Origin of the sequence: Streptomyces sp. NBC_00096, assembly GCF_045041305.1 — a bacterium.
In the GTDB taxonomy this organism is placed as follows: Bacteria; Actinomycetota; Actinomycetes; order Streptomycetales; family Streptomycetaceae; genus Streptomyces.
The window spans coordinates 3,903,539-3,921,052 of sequence record NZ_CP108221.1 but is presented as its reverse complement, the minus strand read 5'-3'; the positions used below and the strand labels follow the sequence as shown (position 1 = coordinate 3,921,052).

The following is a 17,514-nucleotide window of genomic DNA, read 5'->3' as shown; positions in this document are numbered from 1 at the left end:
CCGGCGGAAACCGCCGGACGGGGGCACGGGGTGTGGCTCTCCGCGTCCTGGACTCAGCCGAGGAACTCCCGCAGGGCCTCGGTGTCTTGTAGAACGCCGTGGCCGACCGAGGAACGGATCGCCTCGATGAGCGCTCGCCGCTCGCCGGGCCGGATCGCCGTGAGCCCGACCTCGACCTCGGGTTCTCCCTCCTGCCCGAAGTGGGCCGCGTACACCTGGCGCCGGCCTTTGGGGTGTTCCACCCGGACGGCCCGCAGGTCGGCGGTCCGCAGCCGCCTGGTCGACCAGCCCTTGCGGATGTCGATGTGCTCGGCGGTCACGGTGACGGCCAGGGCCCGGGAGAGAACGAAGGGGGACGCGATCACGACCGCGCCCAGGGCGAGCCACCAGAGCGACGACGCACCGAAGCCGCCCTGGAAGGCGCGCAGGAGCGTCAGCACTCCCAGGGGCACGGTGGGCAGGCAGAGCAGGCGCAGGTCGGGACGGACGGAAAGACTCTCGCCATCGGGGGCATCGGAGGACATGCTGGTGCCGGATTCCTTTGGTGGTTGAGGACGGTGGGGACGGGGAGGGGAGGACGGCGGGGTCCCTGGAACGGGGTCCGGGACCCCGCCGTCGGATCGGCTAGTCCAAACCGCAGATCTTCCGCATGTTGTTGACCGTCTGTTCCATCTTGACGGGCAGCAGACCACGGAACTTGGTGACGACTCCGGCCGTGCCGCCGGCCGCCGCGTCACCGATCGTGAAGGCCGTGGACTCCGCGCAGTCCCAGCCGGTTCCGTACTTGCACTTGTCGTAGTTGAGCGCGACCTGCGTCGTCATCATCACGGCGTAGCTCACCCAGAAGACCGCCGCGGCGACGGGCGCGCACGCTCCCGAGGTCAGCACCGTGCAGACCGTTCCCACCACTGCCGCGACAGCCGTGACGGCGGTCGCGATGGCGTTGATGTGCGAGATGACGGCCGCGTGCTTGTGGATGAACCCGCCGAGGCTCCACTGACCGCTCGGGTCGGTGAAGTTGAGCGGGTTGTTCACGCTGTACCCGTACGCGCTGAGCGTCTGCGACACGAGCGGGTCCACGCTCAGGAACTGAGCCGTGGACGGGTCGTAGTAGCGGGCGCGGAGGTAGAGCAGTCCGGTCTCCGTGTCGGTGTACTGGCCCGTGTACTGCAGGGCGGTCGATGCCGTTCCGGTGTGGCCGCTGACCGTGCCGAAGGGCGTGTAGCCGTACGTGCAGGTGACCGCGCCGGTGGTGTCGGTCAGTGCGCGGGTGGAGCCGATCTGGTCGTGGAAGTACCACTGGGTGCCGGCCGCGGAGATCTGCTCGACGGGAGCCTGCTCGGGACCGTAGAGGTAGCTCGTGGTCCCGTCGTAGAGCAGGTCGGGGTTCTCCTCTCCGTCCCAGGCGAAGGCGGTGGTGGTGCCCCCCGCCGTCTTGGAGGCGCGCAGGCCGTTGCCGTCGTAGCGGTAGGTCGCCGTGGCGCCGCCGGTGGTGGCCGTGGTCAGGCGGTCGGCCTGGTCGTAGCCGTACGAGGTGACCGCGCCGGCCCCGGTGGTGGCCTTGGTGCGGTTGCCCTGGGGGTCGTAGGTGTAGGTGGTGGCCCCGGAGGCCGGGGCGGCGCAGGCCGGGTTGACCGGTGCCGTGCCCGTGGTGGACCAGCACAGCCGGCCCGACGTGTCGAAGACCTGGTTGGCCGTCCCGACCTGGGTCGGATCGTCCGCGGCGTCGTAGCCGAATCCGGTGGTCGTGGACCCGGCCGTGGCGGTCTTCAGCTGGTCGCGCGCCGTGTACCCGAAGGTCTGGGCGCTGCCCGGTACGCCGGTGGGCGTCTCGCCGTTGAGCTGGCCGGCGAGATCACGGGTGTAGGTGAGAGCGGCGAGGGTCGTCGTGCCCTTCTTGAGGGTGTCGGACGAGAGGCGCCCGGCGTCGTCCCATCCGCTGGTGGCGACGGTTCCGTTGGGGTAGGTGGTGGAGTTCCAGTGGCTGTCGGCGTCGTAGCCGAAGCCGGTGGTCCTGGTGTTCCAGTCCTGCAGTCCGGTCAGCCGGTTGTCCTTGTCGAAGGTGCGGGTGACGGTGCGGCCCGTGCCTCCCGGGTAGACGAGGGAGGTCTGGTTGCCCCCCGCGTCGTAGCCGAAGGTGGTGGCGGCGCCCGCGCCGTTGGTCTGCGAGGTCAGCTCGCCGAAGACGTCGTAGGCCCAGGTCGTGGTGCCCGTGCCGTCGGTCATGGCCGTACGGAGCCCGGCCGGGTTGTAGCCGATCGCCGTGACGTTCGGGGTGGTGCCGTCGGAGTACGTGACCGAGACCGGCTTTCCGGCAGGGTCGTAGGCGTACGTCGTGACCCGGTTCTGCGGGTCGGTGGTGGTCAGCAGGTTGCCCGCGGTGTCGTAGGCGGCGGCCGTCACCCGGCCTCCCGGGTCGGTCCGGCTGGTCTGCCGCCTCTGGGCGTCGTAGCCGTAGAGGGTCGCGACGCCCGCGGCGTCGATCGTCCTGGCGACGGTGCCGTCGCCGTTGTAGACGGTCTGCGTCCTCGTGGTGTCCGGGCGGGTGACGGTGGTCTTCTGGTCGACGGCGTCGTAGCCGTTGACCGTGGTGTGGTTGTTGGCGTCCGTCGAGGAGATCTGGTTGCCGTTGGCGTCGTAGACCGCCGAGGTCGTGCGGCCCAACGGGTCCACGGTCCTGGTCTGGTGACCCCAGGCGTCGTACGAGAAGGAGGTGCAGCCCTTGGCGGGCGGGGTGCACCCCGGCGTGGTGCCCGCCGCCGTGCCGGCCGGCGAGACGGACGAGGTCATCAGACTCCGGTCGGCGTCGAAGCCGTACAGGGTCTTGTTGCCTTCGGGGTCGGTGCTGCCGGCGAGGTTGCCCTTCGCGTCATAGGTGATCAGGGTGGTGTTTCCCCGGGCGTCGACGCTCCGGGTGAGGTCCGCCGGATGGGCCGCGTCCTCGTAGTACGTGCCGCTCACCCGGGCGGGCGCGCTGCCGTCGGCCGGCTGCGTCGTGGTGCTGGTGAGCAGACCGAATCCGCTGCCCGGCGCGGTGATGTGCCCGCTCTCGTCGTAGCCGCGGTCGGTGCGCAGGCCGGCGGGGTCGACGGTGGTGATCAGCTGGTCACTGTCGTCGTAGACGTAGCTGGTGGTGAACCCGCGGGCGTCGCTCTTGGAGATCTGGTTGCCGTGGTCGTCGTAGGCGAACGTCTCGAGGTTGCCGTTGGGGTCGCTGGAGGAGGTCATGCCCATGCTGATCGGGTCGTAGGTGTACGTCCAGGTCCCGGCCTCGGCGGTGCCGGACCCGCGGGTCTCGGAGGTCAGCATGCCGCTCTGGTAGGTGTAGAGCGTCTTGTGGCCCACCGGGTCGGTGACCCGGGTCTGCCCGGCCGTCAGGCCCGTGCCGTCCGGACCGTACTCGAAGACGGTGACGCCGCCCAGCGGGTCGGTCTGCTTGGTGACGCGCTCGGAGGCGTCGTACACGTTGCCGGTGACCGGGGTGGGGGTGGCCGTGGAGCCGAACTGCGCGGGCTTGCGCATCGAGGTCATCAGGTGGGCGGCGTCGTAGCCGAAGGTGGCGTGGTCGTCGTCCTTGAGCACCGGGGTGCGCGTGGTGCCCGCGCCGTAGACGTCGGTGAGGTTGCCGCCGGCGTCGTAGCCGTAGGTGACCTTGCGGCCGGCCGTGTCGGACAGGCCCGTGATGTGGGTTCCGGTCCAGGTCAGCGTGTACGCGCGACCGCCCGGGTCGGTGATCGTGGACAGCTGGCCGGAGCCGTTGTACGCCATCGTCGTGGCGTAGGGCGGGGTGGCCTTGGCGCCGGCCGGGTCGGTCGCCGAGAGCAGGTGCCCGGTGGCGGTGTCGAAGGTGAAGACCTCCTTCGACTTGCGGGTGAAGGTGTAGGTCGAACCGCTCTTGGTCAGCGTCGCGTTGTAGCGCGGCGCGGACGGCGCGTAGCTGCCGGCCGTGTTGACGAAGGTGACCTGGGAGCCGTCCTCCTGCTTGACCGTGACGTTCCCGGTCGGGCCGTCGGTGGCGGCGGCGAGGTTGTAGGAGTACGTCCAGCCCCAGCCGAAGGGGCCGTTGACGGCCAGGGCCGCGTTCGGGCCCGCCGGGCTGGCCAGCGCGGAGGCGTAGGTGCGCGAGAAGTTCAGCGCCGCGCCGCGTCCGGGGGTCGTCAGGTCGGTGACGGTCTCGCCGAAGTAGCCGGTGCTGGTGTCCACCGGGTCACCGGCGGTACGGCGCACGCAGCCGCACTGCACCCAGGACGGGTTGCTGCCCTTGGGCGCGTCCTTGACGCCGGGGGGCCCGCCGATCGGCTGACCGGGGGTGCCGCCCATCGGGATGAAGGCGACGGAGTCGTACGCGACGTCGAAGTCCGCGTAGTTGATGTTGCCGGAGCCGGTGATGTCACTCTTGTTGGTGAGTTTGACGTTGCCGCCGTTCTGCATGGCGAACGTGCCGATGGTGACCCACTGTTCGGATCCCCAGTCCTGGTTCACCCGGATCTTCCACGGGCTCACCCCGCCACCCGGGTTGATCGTGTAGACCACGTTGGTCGCGGAGGCGGACGTCGCCGGGAAGTGCAGCTTGATCTTGTAGTACTGGAGCTTGGGCAGGTTGGGCGTCCAGGTACCGGTGTTGATCTCGTCCGGGTTGGAGCCGTCCTCCGTGTGCGTGAACAGCACGTGCCCGCCGAAGCCGACGCCCAGCTGGTGGGTGTCCAGGGCGCCGATCGGATCGCCCGCGGCGTTCGTTCCGTAGGAGTACGTGAACGTGCCGCCCTGCGACCAGTTGGACGATCCGCAGCCCGCCCGGTTCAGCGGTGGCTGACTCTGCGATTCGTCGACGATGATCGGCGCGCCGTAGCCCGCGTTCCCCACCTTGGCCGAATCCAGCGAGCAGGTCGGCGGGTGCGGGTGCGGGGCCACCATGGCCGGTTCGGTCGATCCGGCCGCCGCCGTGTACGCGCTGGTCGCACAGGTGGTGGCGCAGTCGGGGATGAAGGTCACCGGCGAGTGCCACCAGCACTGGAGGCTGGCCAGGGTGCAGTTCTTCGGGTTCTGCGCGCCCGTCGGGTCGCACTTGTTGTCGGTCGTGCAGAAGGAGCCGACCGGCGGGATCTGCAGCCAGGTCTTGCCGCCGTGGTAGTCGGGCCTGGCGTACCCCAGCTCGGTGAAGCGCAGGATGGGCTGGCCCATCCAGCCCATGATGCGTTCCTGGTACGGCCAGCTCGCCGGGTGCGAGGCGTCCGCGTAGGAGGAGCGCAGGTAGGGGGCGCGGACCGGCGGGTAGTCGGGGTTGGCCGGGTTGTTGGCCCAGCCCAGGCCCCAGGTGCCGTCGGCTCCGACGCAGGTGGGGCTGGGAACGCAGCCCGTCGTGTTGCCGAAGGCCGCGGTGGGCTGGACGCCGGAGTTGTACGCCCAGGCGGCCAGGTACCAGTTCTCCAGGTAGCGCGGGTTGCCGCCGTTGACGGTGATGCCCGCGTCGTAGAGCTGGTTCCAGGTCTTCTCCAGGATCTGCAGACCCGCGGAGACGTTCTCCTGGTAGTCGACCGCGATCTTCGTCTGGCCGTTCACCGAGTACGTGGTGTCGCCCTTGGACATGCCGCTGGTGACCTGACCGAGGCCGTAGCCGCAGTCGCCCTTCGCGTAGTCCATGTGCGTGATCGAGCCGCCGGCACCGTAGTAGTCGCCCACCAGGGCGCCGCCGGCGATACCGGGCAGGGCGTGCCAGGAAGCCTGGCTGAAGTTGCTCTCCTGCGCGACGATCGCCTGGTAGAGGGAGCGGGGCACCGAGTCGAAGGTGTCCCCCGCCGGGTGCTTGAGCACGATCCGGCCGAAGTCACCGTTCGGGGCGTACGCCGCCAGGCCCAGGTTCGCGTAACCGGCCGGGCGGGTGTAGGCCGAGCCCGTCAGCAGGCCCTGCTCGGCCATCTGGACGGCCCAGGAGACCTGCGCCGTACCCGGCTGCATGACCTGGCGGTTCTCCGCGAGCCGGTCCACCGCGCACTTGGGGGTGGTCTGCGCGGCAGCCACCGCCATCGGGGTGGCCGCGGGAGCGGACTCCTTCATCCACTGGATGCCGGACCCCGCACCGGGCGCGGCACCGGCGGAGGCACCGGCGGAGGCGGCGGCAGCGGCGGAGGCAGCGGCGGGCTTCGCTCCTTGCGGGGGCGGGATGACCGGCAGGGTCAGCGGGGCCGGCAGGGTGGTGACCGCGCTCCTGGACGGCTTCGCCGCCGGGCGGTTCAGCAGCCGGGCGTCCTTGGTGGCCAGGACCAGGGGCGCGTCCGGGGTGGTGTCCTGGCCGTCGCCGATCAGGGCGCCGCCGTCGAGGGAAGCCGCGGAGACGCCGTTCGGCAGCCCCTTGGACTGGGCCTCGGTGATCCCGGAGCCGGAGACGACCTCACTGGCGCCGACCGCGATGGAGTGGCCGGAGCGGCCCTGCATCAGACGCAGCGACTCTTTGGGACCCTGCCCCAGGGACGACACCTTCCCGGAGCGCAGCCGCATCAGCTTCGACGGCTCGGCACGCTCGGACTGGACCGCGAAGTCCACCGTCCCGCCGGCCCCGGGCCGCAGGTCGTACGCGTCACCATCGACCTTCGCGAGCACCTTCGGGGTCACGGGGCCCGACACGGGCGAGGGAATCCGTACGAGATCAGCACCCATCACGCCGACCGGGCCCTCGGAGGTGGGGACCACGGAGGTCACCTGCCCCTGCACGGTCACCGTGCTGCGGATCCTGCCGGTCGTCAGATCCACCGACAGGACCTGCGTACTGCGCTGGTTCTCACCCGGGTTGACCACGAACGTCGCATCCGCGCCCAGACCGCAGCCCGGCGAGTGGTACTTCATCGCCACACCGCTGGCCACCGGCTTGACCGCGCCGCTCTTCAGATCGACCGAGTACGCGAACGCACCGTGGTCACGGGCCTCGGCCCGGTTGACGGCGGACGACGGCAGAACCGTCACCGCCGCGAAACGCCCGTCACCGGACACACACTGATACCCCGTCCACGAGGCGTCGTCGATGCCCCCCGGCCGTACGACCGCCAGCTCGCGCCACGCGTAACCACCGGCGCCGGTACCCACCGACAGGTGGTAACCGGCACTGTCACCCCACCCGTTGACCAGCACATCGGCCGCCGGACCCGCCGACTCGGCGGGCGACGCCTGCGCGCCGGACGCCTTCGCACCCACCGCCGGGCCGGAGGCCGCGGAGGCCGGGGCCGGCGTGACCGCCAGCAGGGACATGGCCAGGAGCGCCGTCCCCGGTATGCCCAGCTTTGGCCATCTATATCGCAACACGAAAACTCCCCGAATTCGGGGTGCGCACAGTGCGCACCCCACGCACCGCGCTGGATCCACCAGCACGGCGAATCCCGGCCTGCTCCGAACCGGGACACCGGCCGGACGGCGGGAACCTGTGAACGGCCACGAGGCCGGTACGAAGGGGACGTGCGCTGCGGCGGGGGCGAGACGGGGTGCGTTGGGGACGGGGACGGGGGGTGGAGAGGGGCTCCGGGGGGGGCTCCGGGGGGGGGCTCCGGGGGCCGCGACCCCCAGATCATTAGAGCACCCGGGACTTGTGGCAATTGGGGCGTATGAGATTTGTCGAACGGTAAAGATCTCCCGCAAGTTCGGGCAAGCGTCGACCAACTCCCGCCCGCCCCAACGGTCTTCACCACCCCGACGGCCGGGAAGCACCCCGACAGGACACCCTCCCGCCAAGCCGTACCGACTACCCGCCGCTCATCCCTGGGACTGGCGGAGAACGATCTCCCGCACGTCCGCCAGCCATTGACGCAGCCGCACACCTTGCGGCGGAAGAACACCGAGCCCCAGCGTCGACGCCGACTCCTTGAGCGACCGGTCCGATTCGTTGATCGTCAGAAAGTCGTGGATCTCGTCGGCCACGCTCCGGATCTCGTCTTCCGAAGTGTCCGAAACGTAGTCGTCCAGAGCCTCCCTGTGCGAGGAATACTCCAGCGAAAAATCTTGATGGAAGTACGCCGCCAACAGGTTTCGGAGTCCGGGGAAGCGCTCTCTCCATTCCCATGCGGTTTGCGGGGGCGACTGAGAGGGAGTCTCCGGCTCCGCGAGGAACTGGCGGAGGTGCCCGCCGATGACGGCGAGACAGCTCTCCACCGTCTTCCCGTGGGGCGGGTTGATGTGAGGCAAGAGGTCGACGTCATCCGCGATCTCTTCGTTGAACAGGCCTGTCCCGAGGAGGTCGTCGACCTCTGCTGCCGCCTCGGCTGCACGCGCGGGATCGAACGCGACCTGCCTTAGGTAGGCACTGAGCGCAACCCCACGCCGGCCCTCCGTGTCATCGAAGATGAAGCCGGTCACTTCATAAGAGCGCAGCAGCTGGCGCAGCTCACGAAAACGATCGGTCGACGGTGTCACCTGTTCACGCCTTACTCTCGGGCTATGCAATGGGATACGAAGTGAGGATGCGGTAGCCGCTCGCCGCAGACGGGTCGCGTTTCAGGACCACTTGCACTCCGTTCACCCACTGTGCGGCGGTTCCGCGCTTGAAGTTCTCCCGGGTCAGACTCATCCCGGTGGCCTCGTCGTCTTCACCACCCAGCACGGCGGGCTGGCTCCTGAGTCCCTCGAGCGCTACACCTACAAGGACTGCCAGCACGACCTCTACGTCGTCGAAGGCCGCGTATGCGAGCGCCGGCTGAACGACGACGGCACCGTCACCCTCCACACGCCGCTACCCGTCGAGGAGCTCGAGTACAGGAAGGGCAAGAGGGTCCGCTTCTACCACCGCGTGACCATCAACTGCCCCCGCAGGATCCACACCGAGCGCATCCGGGTCGACGAGACCGATGAGGACCGGCAGATCGATCCGTCAACAAGCCGGCAGAAGTTCAACCGGACCGAACACCTGCGACAGGTCCCACCGGACACCCACGCCGGCCGCCGCCTCAAGGGCTTCCGCCAGGACAGTGAGTCCCAGCACTCACGCTTCGACCAGGCGTACCCCCACAAGCGGGTCCCGGCCTACGGAGCGAACGCCGCTCTGCTGATCTACATCGGCTCCGCCTGGCTCAGCAACTCCGTCACCCGAGCCATGAACGCCATCGCCCTCGCGGCCTGACGCTCCTGCCCCCTACCTCCACCGCCTGGGAACGCGTGGAGCCGTCTATCTCGAATGCGGATCATGCACCACCCGCTACACTGACCGCGGTGGCCCAGCCTCACAGCCTGGCCTCCGCATGCTGCCGGTAAGCCCGTCTGGATCATCGTGTCTACCTGGACCGACTTTTAGACACGTTTTCCGACAGATCCCCGCCTTCGTAGCTCAGGGGATAGAGCACCGCTCTCCTAAAGCGGGTGTCGCAGGTTCGAATCCTGCCGAGGGCACGACACGCAAGTCGCTGACCTGGGATTTCTTCCAGGAGGGCGCTCTATTCGGCCCCGGACTCCGCGTCCGGGGCCGTTTGCGTGAGCGGACGTGCCAGCGGGCTCCGGGATTCCCGCCGAAGCCTGCGACCCCGAGCTGTCCGCCACGGCCCTCCGAGGCCTCGCAGTGCAGTGCGTCGACCTCGGCTACCGAGCGGAGGCTGTACAGCTCGGCGAAGCCTGCGTGGACTACGGCCGCAACCTCGACAGCCCGCGCGCCGTCGCCTGCTACGAAGCCACCCTCGCCAACGCCGCCGAAGAACACCTCCACCACGCCCTGGACATGCGGGTCCGGCTGCGCCGGTACAGCGGAAGCCCCGAGGCCCAAGAGCTCCGCGAGCGGGCAGCCCGCGTCGCGGGCTGACGAGCTGCTACAAGGCGCGGAAACTCAGCGGCCGGCCGCCACGACCCTCCTGGCGCGCCTCCGGCACTCGCATCCGCGAAGCCGGGCCTCGAAAGCCTGTGACACCGCGGCGAAGGGGACGTCACCGAGGACCTGCGTCCGCCCCGGACGGTCAACTACCGCTATCTCCGCAGCACAGACCGGGTACAGATGGTCGCCCGGCCTTCTCAGCGAATGCGCCGGCGTCCGGAGCGACGCCCGCGCATGTCCAGGTAGACCAGGGCCGCCACGAAGAGCAGGATCAAGAAGACCGCTCGCCCAGGCGGGCGGAATCCGTCAGCACCTCCGGCACCCGTTCTCTCCACTCGGCTTCGGGGCCGGCCGGCCGGCCGGTGATGACAGCACCGCCGGTGACCACGGTCAGGGACATCTGGTTGCTCTGCCCGGACTCCATCAGGGCGGCGACGTTCAAGAGCAGCTCGTCAGGCTTCGACATGGAAGGCAATTCCATTCTCCACCGCGCCCCGGCGGGCAAAGCCTCCGGTCTACGCGGACCCTACGAGCCCGCGTGTCACTCATCCGCAAGGCCTGCTGGGGCGGCCGCCGTCGGGCCTCCGAACAGCCAGTGGCGCCGGTGGTCGAGCCCCTCCCGAGGCGCGTTCGTTGCCGCACAGGGCTTCGTCACCGCGAGGACCGCTCCAACGGTCCGCCACGTCCGAACCTGTCCCCAACACGCCTCCAACCAGCCGACTTCGCTGCCACCTCCTGCAGCCGGTGGCAAACAACCAAAAAACGCTGCGGTCGGGGTGAGTAAATATCTGTCACCGCGAACCAAGGATTTAACGGATCCAGCGGGGAGGGTTTCTACCGCAACACGGCGGCCGGAATATTCAACACACACAGGCTGCTGCAGCGTGCTACTGTCGATCTCGGTTGCAGTTTTGGTACCCAAGAACTTCAAGCGCCTCCAGACCGGAATTCATTCCACTGGAAGCGCTTTGTATTTCCCGGTCTTTTACCGGGCGGGGCATCATCGCGGCGACACGGCGTCCGCACAGTGCTGTCGCTGGTGTATTGCCCCAAAGGAGATATGACATGGCTGCTGGTACCGTGAAGTGGTTCAACGCGGAAAAGGGTTTTGGCTTCATCGAGCAGGACGGTGGCGGCGCTGACGTGTTCGCCCACTACTCGAACATCGCCGCCCAGGGCTTCCGCGAGCTGAACGAGGGCCAGAAGGTCACCTTCGACATCGCGCAGGGCCAGAAGGGCCCGACCGCCGAGAACATCGTTCCCGCCTAAGCGCTGACACGCGTTCTGCAGCTGGGGCCCGCATCCCTCGGGGTGCGGGCCCCAGCTGCACGCATTTCCCGCGGTGAGTTCACCCGCGGTATCGAGCATGGAGACACTCGGCCGACCGGCTCTTTCGAAGCCGAACCCGAGTGGATTGTTTTGGTTGTTGCGCCCATATGGCGCCACCTTTTTTCAGCGTCTGATCCCGTACAGATTCCCTGTCCGCAAGATCCGCTTTCGCATTCCATTCGGCCCGTTCTCGCAATTCCCTGCGCCGCTCCTACGCTGCGGAACCTTCCTTGATACGTGCCGCATCAAGGAAGGTTCCGCATGAACCCCACCCGTACGAACGAGCGCTCCTCCCGCACCCGCAGCCGCACCGGCGGCCCCGCTTTCGGCTCCGGCGCCGGCTCCGGTTCGAGCCGGGGCAGTCGCTTCGGCTCTTCGGCCCCGAGCCGCTCCGGTGGTCCGAGCCGCTCCGGTGGTCCGAGCCGCTCGGGCGGCTATGGTCGTCGGCCCGCTGCGATCCAGGGTGAGTTCGCACCGCCGAAGACGATCACCCCGGCGCTGCCCGCCGTGGAGGCGTTCGCCGACCTCGCCATGCCTGCCCAGCTGCTCACCACGCTCACCCGCGAGGGCATGGCCACGCCGTTCCCGATCCAGGCCGCCACGCTGCCCAACACCCTCGCGGGCCGGGACGTCCTGGGCCGCGGCCGCACCGGCTCCGGCAAGACCCTGGCCTTCGGCCTCGCCCTGCTGGCCCGTACCGCCGGCCAGAGCGCCGAGTCGGGTCAGCCGCTCGCGCTGATCCTCGTACCCACGCGTGAGCTCGCCCAGCAGGTCACGGCAGCCCTCACCCCCTACGCCCGGGCGGTCAAGCTGCGCATGGCCACCGTCGTCGGCGGCATGCCCATCTACCGGCAGGCACAGGCGCTGCGCGGCGGAGCGGAAGTGGTCGTCGCCACCCCGGGACGTCTGAAGGACCTCATCGACCGCGGGGACTGCCGGTTGAACCAGGTGGCCATCACCGTCCTGGACGAGGCCGACCAGATGGCCGACATGGGCTTCATGCCCCAGGTCACCGCGCTGCTCGACCAGGTGCGCCCCGAGGGCCAGCGGATGCTGTTCTCCGCCACGCTGGACCGCAACGTCGACCTGCTGGTCCGCCGCTACCTGACCGACCCCGTCGTGCACTCCGTCGACCCCTCGCAGGGCGCGGTCACCACGATGGAACACCACGTCCTGCACGTGCAGAGCTTCGACAAGCAGGCCGCCACGACCGAGATCGCCGCCCGCGAAGGCCGCGTGATCATGTTCCTGGACACCAAGCACGCCGTGGACAGGCTGACCGAGCACCTGCTCAGCAGCGGGGTCCGCGCCGCGGCCCTGCACGGCGGCAAGTCCCAGCCCCAGCGCACCCGGACCCTCGCGCAGTTCAAGACGGGGCACGTGAGCGTGCTGGTCGCCACGAACGTCGCGGCCCGCGGCATCCACGTCGACAACCTCGACCTCGTCGTCAACGTGGACCCGCCGACCGACCCCAAGGACTACCTCCACCGCGGCGGCCGCACCGCCCGCGCCGGCGAGTCCGGCAGCGTCGTCACCCTGGTCACCCCCAACCAGCGCCGCGACATGACCCGCCTCATGCAGGCCGCCGGGATCAGCCCGCAGATCGCACAGGTCCGCTCCGGCGACGAAGCTCTGACCCGGATCACCGGCGCGCAGGTACCCTCCGGCATCCCGGTCACCATCACCGCACCGGTGTCCGAGCGGCCCAAGCGCAGCACGACCTCCCGCGGCCGGCGCGGGCCCGCCTCGGCTGCCCGGCGCGCGAGCGCGCGGCAGTCCGCCTTTGATGCGGCGGCCTGAGAACAACTTGATCAGGAAACTGACCCATCCCTGCAGGAGGCAGATTTTGACGCTGGTCCAGATGCAGCCCCGCTCCGCGCACGCCGACCTCGTCCGCAGGACGGTGGACGATGCCATGGAGGCGGCCGGTCCTCAGGTCTGTGACGACATGACCGTCGAGGTGGCCCTGGCCGTCACGGCCAGTTCCCGCACGGATCATCTGCTCGTCTGCGACGAGGACGGCCTCTGCACCGGGCTGATCACGCGGGAGCGGCTCAGCGCCATCCGCGACAGCGCCGCGTACACCGACCGGCTCCGGCTGCGCGATGTCCTCGGTGACCGCGGGCCGTTCACCTCACCCATGACCGCGATGGCCGAGGCCGAGCACGCGATGCGCTATCGCAAGCTCGCCGCCCTGCCTGTCGTCGATGAACAAGGCAGCGCTCTGGGCGTCCTCGCCCTCGCCCGCTGACCCACCTCACCGTGGCCGGACCGTTCCCCTCTTCTCGCTGTGAGGCATCATGCGCTGTGTCATCGCCCGCTTCCCGTTCGACCTGACCAAGACGGGCGTCCTGGAGTCCATGAAGGGCATCAAGCCCGAGCAGGTCATCGCCGAGTCCGTGATCATCGGCCGCCGCACCTACCCCGTCAAGCAGGTCGGCCAGGTCATCACCCGCCAGGACCGCCGCGACTTCAGCGTCGGCGAAGTCCTCCGCGCCATGACCCAGCTCGGCTTCACCTGCCGCGGAAGCCTCCCCCGGACCGCCGTGGCCACACGCGTACTCAGCCCTCCAGCGGGCCTCCGCGATGCTCGGCACCCCCGTCACCGCCTGACCGGTGGGCCGGCGCACGCCGCCACCCGCACAGCGAAGAGGGCCCGACCGGCACGCACCGGTCGGGCCCTTCCGCATAGCCACAGGGAAGCGCATTCGGGTGGACCGCACCCCGGGCGGCCGGAGCGCCAGAACTCCGCGCGGAGAGGCCCTGGATCGGCTGGCCGACCGCAGGCTCGCGCCTATCCGCCGGTCCGGCGGGGCAGGAGGGCTCGTACGGTTTTCCCGCCTTCGGGCGTGGGCGTGACGATGGTGGCGTGGGCGAGGTCGTTGACCATGTGCCAGCCGAACCCGCCGGTGCCGTCGACGAGGTCGGGGGTACGCATGCACGGCGCGTGGGGACTGGAGTCCTCGACGGAGACCTCGATGTGGTCGGAGTGCACGGCCAGCCGGAGCGTGTAGGCGCCGCCGCCGTGACGCAGGGCATTGGTGACGAGCTCGGAGACGACCAGGATCACGGTGTCGGCACAATCCCGATCGATCCCCCACGGCCCAAGGGCTCCGAGGATTGTCCGGGTCGCCTGGCGCGCCTCGGCGACGGCGGACGGTGAAGCAAGGGCTGTGCACTCGGCGCTCATCGTGGTCATCGCGCGCTCCGGGTCTGTTGTCGGTGTCCCGCCTTGCCTGGACGGTCGTTGTTCCCTGACCCACGACTGTTCAACCTGACGGGACCCGATTACCTCTGTGGTGCGCGCTCATAAATCTATCGCGGCTGGAGTAGACATTGACCGGTGGCGTGGTTATGGTTTCTCTCGTAGCCAGCAAGACAGCAGGGCCTGGCAGAGACGAACTGCCGGCAGTAGTACACGCAGTACCCGCAGTTGCAGTGCGCAGGACGGTGCGGTGGTGGAGTTCCGAAGCCAGGGCTGGTGCAGGACGGCGACGGGACTGACGACCGGACCGGGTGGCCCGCAGTCATCAGGGGCCACCACGAGCAGTACCGCAGTAGCAGTGCCAGTAGGTGCAGTACCCAGCAGTGAAGTCAGTGAGCAGCACCTCGGTGAAGGCGTCGGCTGCGGGCGCGCGCACCGGGAAGTTCGGCAGTGGGGTTCCAAGCCAGAGCAGACGCAGGACGGGCGACGGGGCTGGCTGCCGAAGCGTGGCGCTAGGGCAGGTCACGAGCAGTACGAGCGGTTCGCAGTACGCATCACCCGCATTACGAAGTACCCCACTTGGTAAGCAGTTGATCGCCGAGGGAAGAACGGAGGAGCTTTTCCGCCATCAGGATCGCCCGGGCCGGCAGGTTGAAGCCCGGGTACCGCAGGACATCGATAGTGAGGTGGTCTCCGGTCGAGCAACCGCGATCCCCGCACCCCGATCACGTATGACTCGGGCCTGCGGACAGAGAAGGCCGGCGCAGTCTCAAGGCCGGCAGATGGTGTAGCAGTTCCTTCGGGGCCCTGGTGCCATAGGCACCAGGGCCCCTCCACGCGTTCGAGCCGGCGCATCTTCGGCTCCATCGACCTCGGCCTGAGGTGATCGTGCCACCCCCCTTGCCGCCACCCTCCGGCGCCGCAGCCCCGGACCCGCAGGCCTCGCCGCGCCCGCCGCACGGGCCCAGCGACCGACGTTCGCACCACACCACCGCGGCCTCGTCGTCCCACTCGCCGCAGTGCGAACCCTGGGACGGAGATGTACTCGGGTCCAGAGGCCTCTGCGAGGTCCGCCCTGGAGTGCCCGCCCGGATTCCTCCGCGGACTCGGTTGCGCGGCAGACACCGGGGCATGTGGTCGGGCAGACGCGAACCAGTGGTGCACCGAGCCACCACGCCCAGTCGCCGAGGACGAGGAGACGGTCTGTGAGCGGAGTGTGGATGTACGCGCAGGACAGCGACTACACATCCGGGCAGTCACTGGTGGGATTCACCGTGGAAGCCGCTGACGGGGTCATCGGACACGTAGACCGACAGCAGGACCAGCCGGGCATGCAGCACCTGGTCGTTGACACCGGCGTGTGGGTGTTCGGCAGGAGCGTCCTGATCCCGGCAGGCGCCATCACCCACATCGATACGGCGGCGCAGGCGGTGAAGGTCTCGGCCACGCAGGAGGACATCAAAGCCGCGCCCCGGTTCACCACCGACAGCGAAACCGCCGACCACGCCTACCTGTCCGCGGTCGGCGACTACTACGTCTCCCTCCGCCGCCCGCCCGCACCCTGACCCGAAGGTGGTCGGCAACTCACCGGCCCCCACAAAATGGGCCGGGAAGCATCGACACGTAGTCGCGCTCAGTAGGCCGCGAGGAGGACGGCAACGTGGGTTCGACCGCCTCTTGGCTGCGGTCCTGGCAGTCTTCCGCCAACTGGGGCTGTGGAACTCGTGTAATCCGGCGGGCCAGGGGAACGATCTGGGCTTCCGAACGGGCCTGTCCGCTCTCCTACGTCCAAGGACCGCCGATGCTTCCCGAGTTCCGCTCCCACGCGTCCGCCCCCCTCTCCCATCAGCTGGAACAGCGGCTGGGGCTGGATCCCCGCCTCGAAGCCGGCCGCATCGACGTGGAGCGCGTCGCGGACATCGCCGTCGTCGCATCGGCACACTCCGACGGCTACGCGGCCACCGCACACCTTCTCGGCCTGCTGGCCGCACTCCCCGCCCCCACCGAGTCCGGAGAGCACTTCTGGTCGGACCTGTGGAGGTCCTCGGGATCCCTCTACCTGCTGCCCGCCAACATCAAAGCTTGCGTGCTGAGTTCACTGGCGGGAGAAGGCACCGGCCTGGCCGGGCAGATCCTCTCGGCCTTCGACGAGATGACCCCGCCCCAGCGCATCGCGGCCGGAGAGGTCATCGGCCAGGCACTCGCCGAGTCCGACCACCTACCCGACCTCAAAACACAGGTCATCGGAGAGCTGTGGCTCCGCGACCTCGAACTCACCGCCTGGCGCGTCCTGCACGCGGACCACAAATCAGCCGATCCATCCAGGCGGGAAGCCTTCTTCGACGCATGGACGAGCGTCTGATCTGCCACGTCATCCGTGCGTGCACCGCCGGATGCGTGCGCGATGCGTGAGCGGACGACTCTCCGTCCAACGCTCCCCCGCCCGGCCTCGCTGACCACCGGGTGGGGCTGGGCGCCCTGTGGCCAGGCAGTCCGCTCCGGGCATTCGCCCGGGTGGGGCAATGCAGATGGCGCAGAGTGTCGCCAACCCCCAATCTGATGGAGTGCGAGGCTGGAAGAAAGTCGCGATCAGTGCTGCGATCACCGCCGTGATCGGAGGCATCGTGACCATCATCGTGTCCTACATCACGAATTCGCCGCCATCGAACGATCACAGGAGCGACGTGCCATCCGCATTCGTCGGGAAGTGGCAAGGCGGCACTACAGAGCGCAGTGGAAGCACCGCGACGTACCGCACGACCTTGACGTTGCGGGATGGCACGAAGGGCTCCGAGGTAGGGGAGACGGAGTACGAAGTCTCCGATGGGCCTTGCCGGGGAACAGTCCGCCTCTCGTCTGTGAGTGGCAACACCGTGCGTCTGGACGAGCGCATTGACCGTGGCCGATGCATCCCGACGGGCTCTATTCTGGTCACGCTTGAAGGCCCGGAAACACTCCGATTCAGTTACTCGGGCACCGGCAAAGACGGGACTCGTCAGACGGTTGAGGGTGTCCTCGGCAAGATCGGCTGAGCCGCCGTGCGTCCCAGCCGAGTCGGGGACGCAGCTGCAGTACGGAGCTGGCCCCCGGCACACTCGCCGTCCTTCCCGAGGGACCGTCTGCCTACTCCCGCCCATGACGCGGCATCACTCCGGGTCCGACTGCTGCGAGCCCGGGACGAGGCACGTCATGGAGCCGGCCCTCG

At 69.0% G+C, this 17,514-nt stretch carries 13 protein-coding genes, 1 tRNA gene and 2 pseudogenes; 10 read left to right on the top strand and 6 right to left on the bottom strand.

Going from position 1 to position 17,514, the window contains the following annotated elements; translation table 11 throughout:
* Nucleotides 1-53 precede the first annotated feature (53 nt).
* The 4 genes from OG904_RS17275 to OG904_RS17260 form a co-directional block, all read right to left on the bottom strand.
* Nucleotides 54-524, bottom strand: coding sequence for a hypothetical protein (locus tag OG904_RS17275; protein WP_405491882.1), 471 nt, complete (start codon nt 522-524; stop codon nt 54-56).
* Nucleotides 525-624: 100 nt separating this feature from the next.
* Nucleotides 625-7,239, bottom strand: coding sequence for an RHS repeat-associated core domain-containing protein (locus tag OG904_RS17270; RefSeq protein WP_405491880.1), 6,615 nt, complete (start codon nt 7,237-7,239; stop codon nt 625-627).
* A gap of 498 nt (nt 7,240-7,737) precedes the next feature.
* Entirely contained in the window at nt 7,738-8,394 is a 657-nt protein-coding gene (locus tag OG904_RS17265; protein ID WP_405491878.1) for a contact-dependent growth inhibition system immunity protein, read from the bottom strand.
* A 22-nt stretch (nt 8,395-8,416) separates the two neighbouring features.
* The gene (locus tag OG904_RS17260; protein WP_405491876.1) at nt 8,417-8,548 is read right to left on the bottom strand and encodes a hypothetical protein; all 132 of its coding nucleotides are present in this window, start codon (nt 8,546-8,548) and stop codon (nt 8,417-8,419) included.
* Between OG904_RS17260 and OG904_RS17255 the strand changes: the two genes are divergently transcribed.
* The 3 genes from OG904_RS17255 (at nt 8,486) to OG904_RS17245 (ending at nt 9,766) form a co-directional block, all read left to right on the top strand.
* Nucleotides 8,486-9,097 carry a hypothetical protein gene (locus tag OG904_RS17255; protein ID WP_405491874.1) on the top strand — a complete coding sequence of 204 codons (612 nt, stop codon included), beginning with the start codon at nt 8,486-8,488 and terminating at the stop codon, nt 9,095-9,097. The genes OG904_RS17260 and OG904_RS17255 overlap by 63 nt on opposite strands.
* A gap of 193 nt (nt 9,098-9,290) precedes the next feature.
* A tRNA-Arg gene (locus tag OG904_RS17250) sits at nt 9,291-9,363 on the top strand.
* Nucleotides 9,364-9,454: 91 nt separating this feature from the next.
* Nucleotides 9,455-9,766 carry a hypothetical protein gene (locus OG904_RS17245; protein ID WP_405491872.1) on the top strand — a complete coding sequence of 104 codons (312 nt, stop codon included), beginning with the start codon at nt 9,455-9,457 and terminating at the stop codon, nt 9,764-9,766.
* 292 nt (nt 9,767-10,058) lie between these two features.
* Here the strand turns inward: OG904_RS17245 and OG904_RS17240 are convergent.
* Nucleotides 10,059-10,241: pseudogene (locus tag OG904_RS17240) on the bottom strand (hypothetical protein); the annotation flags it as partial.
* A 599-nt stretch (nt 10,242-10,840) separates the two neighbouring features.
* Here OG904_RS17240 and OG904_RS17235 point away from each other — a divergent pair.
* The 4 genes and pseudogenes from OG904_RS17235 (at nt 10,841) to OG904_RS17220 (ending at nt 13,717) form a co-directional block, all read left to right on the top strand.
* Nucleotides 10,841-11,044: a cold-shock protein gene (locus OG904_RS17235; RefSeq protein WP_008734853.1), complete on the top strand. Its 204-nt coding sequence runs from the start codon at nt 10,841-10,843 to the stop codon at nt 11,042-11,044.
* A 321-nt stretch (nt 11,045-11,365) separates the two neighbouring features.
* On the top strand, nt 11,366-12,904 hold the full coding sequence (locus tag OG904_RS17230) for a DEAD/DEAH box helicase (protein ID WP_405491870.1): 1,539 nt from the start codon (nt 11,366-11,368) through the stop codon (nt 12,902-12,904).
* Nucleotides 12,905-12,950: 46 nt separating this feature from the next.
* Complete coding sequence (locus OG904_RS17225) at nt 12,951-13,355, top strand: CBS domain-containing protein (protein WP_405491868.1); 405 nt, start codon at nt 12,951-12,953, stop codon at nt 13,353-13,355.
* 49 nt (nt 13,356-13,404) lie between these two features.
* Nucleotides 13,405-13,717: pseudogene (locus OG904_RS17220) on the top strand (SCO5918 family protein).
* 181 nt (nt 13,718-13,898) lie between these two features.
* Here the strand turns inward: OG904_RS17220 and OG904_RS17215 are convergent.
* On the bottom strand, nt 13,899-14,303 hold the full coding sequence (locus OG904_RS17215; RefSeq protein ID WP_405491866.1) for an ATP-binding protein: 405 nt from the start codon (nt 14,301-14,303) through the stop codon (nt 13,899-13,901).
* Between the two features lie 1,211 nt (nt 14,304-15,514).
* Here OG904_RS17215 and OG904_RS17210 point away from each other — a divergent pair.
* From OG904_RS17210 to OG904_RS17200, 3 genes are all read left to right on the top strand, one after another.
* Nucleotides 15,515-15,874: a PRC-barrel domain containing protein gene (locus OG904_RS17210; RefSeq protein ID WP_405491864.1), complete on the top strand. Its 360-nt coding sequence runs from the start codon at nt 15,515-15,517 to the stop codon at nt 15,872-15,874.
* Nucleotides 15,875-16,110: 236 nt separating this feature from the next.
* Entirely contained in the window at nt 16,111-16,671 is a 561-nt protein-coding gene (locus tag OG904_RS17205) for a hypothetical protein (RefSeq protein ID WP_405491862.1), read from the top strand.
* 160 nt (nt 16,672-16,831) lie between these two features.
* Nucleotides 16,832-17,341: a hypothetical protein gene (locus tag OG904_RS17200; RefSeq protein ID WP_405491860.1), complete on the top strand. Its 510-nt coding sequence runs from the start codon at nt 16,832-16,834 to the stop codon at nt 17,339-17,341.
* The last annotated feature ends 173 nt before the right edge of the window (nt 17,342-17,514 follow it).

Bases quoted from the DNA above. Each gene is read 5' to 3' on its own strand.
- OG904_RS17230 (WP_405491870.1), top strand. From the start codon at position 11,366: ATGAACCCCACCCGTACGAACGAGCGCTCCTCCCGCACCCGCAGCCGC.
- OG904_RS17235 (WP_008734853.1), top strand. From the start codon at position 10,841: ATGGCTGCTGGTACCGTGAAGTGGTTCAACGCGGAAAAGGGTTTTGGC.
- OG904_RS17215 (WP_405491866.1), bottom strand. From the start codon at position 14,303: ATGACCACGATGAGCGCCGAGTGCACAGCCCTTGCTTCACCGTCCGCC.
- OG904_RS17275 (WP_405491882.1), bottom strand. From the start codon at position 524: ATGTCCTCCGATGCCCCCGATGGCGAGAGTCTTTCCGTCCGTCCCGAC.
- OG904_RS17205 (WP_405491862.1), top strand. From the start codon at position 16,111: ATGCTTCCCGAGTTCCGCTCCCACGCGTCCGCCCCCCTCTCCCATCAG.
- OG904_RS17270 (WP_405491880.1), bottom strand. From the start codon at position 7,239: ATGTCCCTGCTGGCGGTCACGCCGGCCCCGGCCTCCGCGGCCTCCGGC.
- OG904_RS17200 (WP_405491860.1), top strand. From the start codon at position 16,832: ATGCAGATGGCGCAGAGTGTCGCCAACCCCCAATCTGATGGAGTGCGA.
- OG904_RS17260 (WP_405491876.1), bottom strand. From the start codon at position 8,548: ATGAGTCTGACCCGGGAGAACTTCAAGCGCGGAACCGCCGCACAGTGG.